At 59.0% G+C, this 6,632-nt stretch carries 6 protein-coding genes; 2 read left to right on the top strand and 4 right to left on the bottom strand.

The window, feature by feature from the left end; genetic code table 11:
- Nucleotides 1-191: 191 nt before the first annotated feature.
- The 4 genes from ACW9JC_RS27715 to ACW9JC_RS27730 form a co-directional block, all read right to left on the bottom strand.
- Entirely contained in the window at nt 192-971 is a 780-nt protein-coding gene (locus tag ACW9JC_RS27715) for an ABC transporter permease (RefSeq protein ID WP_416128631.1), read from the bottom strand.
- Nucleotides 968-1,900, bottom strand: coding sequence for an ABC transporter ATP-binding protein (locus ACW9JC_RS27720; protein WP_338585292.1), 933 nt, complete (start codon nt 1,898-1,900; stop codon nt 968-970). The genes ACW9JC_RS27715 and ACW9JC_RS27720 overlap by 4 nt, the downstream gene beginning before the upstream one ends.
- A 132-nt stretch (nt 1,901-2,032) precedes the next feature.
- Nucleotides 2,033-2,656, bottom strand: coding sequence for a glutathione S-transferase family protein (locus ACW9JC_RS27725; RefSeq protein ID WP_457459022.1), 624 nt, complete (start codon nt 2,654-2,656; stop codon nt 2,033-2,035).
- Between the two features lie 43 nt (nt 2,657-2,699).
- Complete coding sequence (locus ACW9JC_RS27730) at nt 2,700-3,359, bottom strand: transglutaminase-like domain-containing protein (protein WP_457459024.1); 660 nt, start codon at nt 3,357-3,359, stop codon at nt 2,700-2,702.
- A 248-nt stretch (nt 3,360-3,607) separates the two neighbouring features.
- Between ACW9JC_RS27730 and ACW9JC_RS27735 the strand changes: the two genes are divergently transcribed.
- Nucleotides 3,608-6,055 carry an acyl-CoA dehydrogenase gene (locus ACW9JC_RS27735; protein ID WP_457459026.1) on the top strand — a complete coding sequence of 816 codons (2,448 nt, stop codon included), beginning with the start codon at nt 3,608-3,610 and terminating at the stop codon, nt 6,053-6,055.
- 74 nt (nt 6,056-6,129) lie between these two features.
- Nucleotides 6,130-6,537, top strand: a complete 408-nt coding sequence (locus ACW9JC_RS27740) for a PA2817 family protein (RefSeq protein WP_338585287.1) — start codon at nt 6,130-6,132, stop codon at nt 6,535-6,537.
- Nucleotides 6,538-6,632 lie beyond the last annotated feature (95 nt).

The following is a 6,632-nucleotide window of genomic DNA, read 5'->3' on the forward strand; positions in this document are numbered from 1 at the left end:
GCGGCGAAGCCGCACACATCGAGAGGAGGTTGAAGCGAAGCCAACCGGAGGCGATACCCCCGGATGAATGCCGGAGCGAAGGAACCCCGAGCCTCAGCGAGGGGCCGTACGTAAGGGCGAAACCCTAGGTGGCCGTTACCGCAGGAACGGATATGTACACCATCCAAAACCAGCGAACGGCCAAGCCATGATCAGGTACGCATCCCCCGCCCACTCACCAACAACCGCGCACACCCCAAATACAAAACCACCGTCGCCACCACCATAAAGGCAATCGCCACACTGATCCGGATATCCGAAACCCCAAGAATGCCGTAACGGAAGGCGTTAACCATATGCAACACAGGGTTGGCCAACGACACAGTCTGCCAGAACGGCGGCAGCAAAGTGATCGAATAAAACACCCCGCCCAGATACGTCAACGGCGTCAGCACAAACGTCGGGATGATCGAAATGTCATCGAAGTTGCGCGCAAACACAGCGTTGATGAAGCCCAGCAACGAGAAGATCGTCGCCGTCAGCACCACCACCAGAATGGTCACGCCCAGGTGATGCACCTGCAAATCGGTGAAGAACAGCGACAGCAGCGTCACGATGACCCCGACCATCAAACCGCGCAGCACGCCGCCAAGGGTGTAGCCGATCAGGATGGTGTGCGGCGAAACCGGCGACACCATCAGTTCTTCGATCGAACGCTGGAACTTGCTGCCAAAGAAACTCGACACCACGTTGCCGTAGGAGTTGGTGATCACCGACATCATGATCAGCCCCGGCACGATGTACTCCATGTAGGTGAAACCACCCATATCGCCGATCTGCCGGCCGATCAGGTTACCGAAGATCACGAAGTACAGAACCATGGTGATGGCCGGTGGCAGCAGGGTCTGCGGCCAGATCCGGGTAAAGCGCCGGACTTCACGGTAAACGATGGTATTGAGGGCAACGAGGTTGGGTTGCAGCTCGGAACTCATAACGCCACCTTCGCCAGATTTTTCTCCACCAGGGACACGAACAGCTCCTCAAGGCGATTGGTTTTATTACGCAAGCTCAGCACTTCGATGTTCTGCTGGGCCAATTGGGTGAAAAGCGCGGTAATGCCCATGGACTTGTCGACCTGGACTTCCAGGGTGTGACCGTCGAGCATCCGGGATGGATAGCCGATCAACTGCGGCGGCGCACTCAGGCCGTTCTTCAAATCCAGCAGGAAAGTCTCGACATGCAACTGGCCGAGCAATTGTTTCATGCTGGTGTTTTCGACGATGGTGCCGTGGTCGATGATGCCGATGTTGCGGCACAACTGCTCAGCCTCTTCCAGATAGTGGGTGGTGAGGATGATGGTGATGCCTTTCTTGTTCAGCTCGGTGAGGAAGGTCCACATCGAGCGACGCAGTTCGATGTCCACACCCGCCGTCGGTTCGTCGAGGATCAACAGGCGTGGTTCGTGAACCAACGCACGGGCGATCATCAGTCGACGCTTCATGCCGCCGGACAGTGAGCGCGATGGCGTGTCACGCTTGTCCCACAGGCCGAGCTGGGTCAGGTATTGCTCGGCGCGCTCTTTGGCGACTTTCGGCGGGATACCGTAATAACCGGCCTGGGTCACGACGATGTCAAAGGTCTTTTCGAACTGGTTGAAATTGAATTCCTGCGGCACCACGCCGATGGAGCGCTTGAGCTGCGCAGGATTCTTGTCCAGGTCGTGACCGAAGATATTCACCGTGCCGCTGGTCTTGTTCACCAGGGTCGAGAGAATGCCGATGGTGGTGGATTTGCCGGCGCCGTTGGGGCCGAGCAAGGCGAAAAAGTCACCTTCGGCGACGTCCAGATCGATACCACTCAAGGCCTGGAAACCGTTGCCGTAGGTTTTGGTTAGCTGCCGGATGGACAGAGCGGAACTCATATCGGATTACGCACCAAGAAGGGAAGAAAGAAAGAAATAAGGGCGGGCGGCGAGCAATGCAACCGCGGCGCATGAACGCAATGGTGCTTGCCGCCGCCGCACAAGTACAGTCAAGTGTGTCGATAGTAGGTATTAAGTCAACGCGGTCATAACGGCCTTGCGATATGCCGGACGCTGCTGCAATCGTGCGTACCAGGCTTGCAGATGAGGCAGCGGCGCACGCTCGATCGGCATCTCGAACCAGGCATAAATGAAACTGCCGAGCGGAATGTCACCCATGCCGATCTCGTCACCGGACAGGTAGGGTTTGGTCGCCAACGCCTGATCGGCCATTGTCAGCAAGCCGTCGCACTCCTTGATCGCCGCCTTGATGGCGGGCCAGTCCTGCTGATCTGCCGGAGTACGCAACACACCCCAGAACACGGTGCGGAACGGGCCGGCGAAACTGGAAGTGGTCCAGTCCATCCATTTGTCAGCGGTGGCGCGCGCCTGTACACCCGCCGGATACCATGCGGTATCCGCCGCATGCTTGGCCAGCAGGTAACGGACGATGGCGTTGGATTCCCACAACACGAAACCGTCGTCTTCGATCACCGGCACGCGGCCATTGGGGTTCATGGCGCGGTACTCGGGCGTATCGACAACACCGAAGGCACCACCCGCGTCGATGGCTTCATAAGCCAGCCCCAACTCCTCGGCGGCCCACAACGGCTTTCTCACATTCGATGAATTTTTCCGACCCCAGATCTTCAGCATGACCGCCTCTCGATTGATGAATGCGCAGGCAGCATACGCCGGATCAGGCGCGACTCAAATCGCTCTGCATGTCCCCCAGCAGTGGCGACAGTTGTTCGCCGAACAGATGCGGGTAGCACTTTTCCAGGTGCTCGAAAAAGAACGCTTCAGGCACATCGGCAAACTGGCCGTGATCGATGAGGTACTCCATCAGTTTCTCGCCATCGCGGTTGAACGGGTGGAAGACGCTGTCGTTGATTCCGTCGAATTCCAGCGGCGCCACATTGAACAGTTCGCAGAGTTTCTGGTTGAACGCAGGGGTCGCCTTGACCCAGCGATCCTGCAGGTAGAACTCGGTGTAGCCGTGCATGGCGAACATGTCGCTCTTGAGCAGTTCGAGCAGGCGCGGCGTCGACAAATGATTACGCACATCCGCCAGGCCGATCCGCGCCGGGATGCCGCAATGCCGCGCGGCACCGGCGAGCAACGTGGCTTTGGGTACGCAGTAACTCTCCCCGGTGGCCAGCGCGTAACTGCCGCACAAGGTTTGCGGATCGCGACTGAAGGTGTACGGGTTGTAGCGCACCGCTTCGCGCACGGCGTAATAAAGACTGATCGCCTGCTCGATCGGGTCGCGACTGCTGCCACGGTGTTTTTCGGCGAACTCCACCACCGAGGGATGGTCACTATCGATGAAGCGGCCGGGGCTTAAGTACTCGTGCATGCGGGCGATCTCCTGGGGGAACCCCGAGTCTATCGAGAGGTTCAGCACAGAGATAACGACGTTTCGGCCAAATATGGACGCTTTGTCGCCCGTTCAATGAACGATTTCCCAGGCCCATTGCTAACCGGGCCTACAAAAATCATCCGGGGTTTCCCACGATTTCAATCACCTCGCTCTGACCACCCCGAATTACGGATGCCGTCTAAGCTCTGTGGGTTGGTTCGCCCTGGTTTCACGGAGGATTAAATATGCTGCTGTTGTGGATACTGGTTCTGGTTGTCGGGATAGCTTATTTAGCCCACCGTCGCATCGCGCCGCTGCCTGCCCTGGGCATCGTGGCTGTCTACCTGCTGGCAATGGGCGTCTTCAGTCACGCACCGGGCTGGCTGTTGCTGATTTTCTGGGTGCTGACCGCCGCTGTGGCGGCACCGCTGCTATTGCCTGATCTGCGTCGCAAGCTTTTCAGCGCGCCGATGTTCAACTGGTTCCAGAAAACCCTGCCGCCCATGTCGCAAACCGAACGCGACGCGATCGAAGCGGGCACTGTCTGGTGGGATGGCGAACTGTTCAGCGGGCGCCCGGACTGGAACAAACTGCTGTCCTACCCCAAAGCACAACTGAATGAAGAAGAGCAGGCCTTCATTGATGGCCCGACCGAAACCCTCTGCGGCATGGTCAGCGACTGGCAACTCGGTCAAACCATGGACTTGCCAGAGGACGCCTGGACGTACATCAAGGATCAGGGTTTCTTCGCCTTGATCATTCCCAAGGAATTTGGCGGCAAGGGCTTTTCGGCCTACGCCCACTCGCAAGTGGCGATGAAACTGGCGAGCCACAGCGGCGACCTCGCCTCCACCGTGATGGTCCCCAACTCCCTCGGCCCCGCCGAACTGCTGCTGCATTACGGCACCGATGAACAACGCAACCATTACCTGCCACGTCTGGCGCGCGGCGACGATATTCCGTGCTTCGCCCTCACCGGCCCACTGGCCGGCTCCGACGCTGGCGGCATGCCCGACACCGGCGTGATCTGCAAAGGTGAATGGGAAGGCCAGGAAACTCTCGGCCTGCGCCTGAACTGGGAAAAGCGCTACATCACCCTTGGCCCGGTGGCCACCCTCCTCGGCCTCGCGTTCAAGGCTTACGACCCGGACCATCTGCTGGGTGATAAAGAAGATCTGGGCATCAGCCTCGCGCTGATTCCAACCGATCTTCCCGGCGTGGAAATCGGCCGTCGTCATCTGCCGCTTGGCGCGGCGTTCATGAACGGCCCGAACTCCGGCAAAGACGTTTTCGTCCCGCTGGAATTTCTCATCGGCGGCCAGGAAATGCTCGGCAAGGGTTGGATGATGCTGATGAATTGCCTGTCGGTCGGGCGTTCGATTTCCCTGCCGGCAGTGGGCACCGGCATGGCCAAGTTCACCAGCCTCGTGACCGGCCAGTACGCGCAGATTCGCGAACAGTTCAACGTGCCGATTGCCGCGTTCGAAGGTATTCAGGAAGCGATGGCGCGCATCGGCGGCAATGCCTGGATGATGGATGCCGCGCGGATGCTGACCGCCAACGCGGTGGACCTCGGCGAAAAACCGTCGGTGCTGTCGGCGATTCTCAAGTACCACCTCACCGAACGTGGCCGCGAGTGCATCAGCCATGCGATGGACGTGCACGGCGGCAAGGCGATCATCGAGGGACCGAACAACTACCTCGCACGCAAATGGAGCGGTGCGCCGATTTTCATCACCGTGGAAGGTGCGAACATTCTCTCGCGCAACCTGATGATCTTCGGCCAGGGTGCGATTCGCTGCCATCCTTTCGTGCTCAAGGAAATGGCCCTTGCCACCCGTGAGGACAAGGATCAGGCGCTGGTCGAGTTCGACGGCCTGCTGCTCAGGCACATCGGGTTTGCCGTGGGTAACGCGGCCAGCACGCTGGTGCTGAATCTTGGTTTCGGCCATCTGGAACATACGCCGGGCGACAAGCTGAGCCAGGGTTATTTCCGTGCCCTCAACCGTCAGGCGGCTGCGTTCGCCTTGCTTGCCGACCTCAGCATGATGCTGCTGGGCGGCGAACTGAAACGCCGTGAACGCCTGTCGGCGCGCTTGGGTGATGTGCTGAGCAACATGTACCTGGCCAGTGCCGCGCTCAAGCGCTACAACGACCTCGACGCGCCGCAATACATGGAACCGCTGTTTACCTGGGCCATGGAGGAAAGCCTCGGCCAGGCCGAGCGGGCCATGGATGAACTGCTGAACAACTTCCCGAACAAAGTGCTGGCGTGTGTGTTGCGGCTGATCGTGTTCCCGTTCGGTCGTCGCCACAAAGGACCTTCCGACAAGCTGGGTGCACAAGTCGCTGCGGTCATCGGTCGGGCCGAGGGCGATCCGGCGCTGGAGGAAGTTCTGCTCGGTTGCTATCGCCCACAATCGGAGGAAGACCCGGTTGGCGCCTTGCAACATGCCTGCAACTTGTTGAGCGCCGCACAACCGCTACAGAAAAAACTGCATGTGGCGCTCAAGAGCGGTCAGGTCAAACCGGTCGCTGGCGAGCCTGTCATCGATGCCGCGCTGGAGGCTGGGGTGTTGCAACCCGTGGAAGCTCAAACCCTGCGCGAAGCCGAGGCGGCGCGGCGCAAGGTGATCGATGTCGATGACTTCGACAAAGAGGAACTGGCGATAGCACAAGGGAAGGTCCGCTGATCCACCCAAGCATGTAAAAACGGGCGCAGGAGCTTTATACTCCCGCGCCCGTTTTGCTCTTGAGGACTTATCTCGTGTCCAACATCGTTGCCGATCATCTCGTATTGCTCGACCACCTGCGCAGCATCCTGGTCGCCGTAGGTGAGGCCGAACAGGTTCCCGACGAAAGCCATGCCTTGTTCCTGGAGCGCTTCGACGAACTGCTTGCACTGCTGCCGGTCGATCCGATCGAAAGCCAGTACCTGGGCCAGGAAATTCTGTGCCAGGTGATCACCCGCTACCCGCAAATCGCCCACCTGGTCCCGCGCGACCTGCTGTGGTACTTCGCCGGTGACTGCTTGCACTACATGCCCGATGATGAAATCGACCTGTATCAGGCGCTGGAAGAACGTCGCTTCGAAGCCGAACAGAACGACGAACCGTTTGACTGGAATCAGGAAAAACAGCTGCTGGCGTTGTCGAACCAAGACAGCAAGCACTGATCTGAAAGATGTAATGAAAAAGGCCCGCATGGTGAACATGCGGGCCTTTTTTGTATTTCCGGGCAGATCAAAAGATCGCAGCCTTCGGCAGCTCC

This window comes from Pseudomonas sp. SDO5591_S426 (assembly GCF_054070755.1).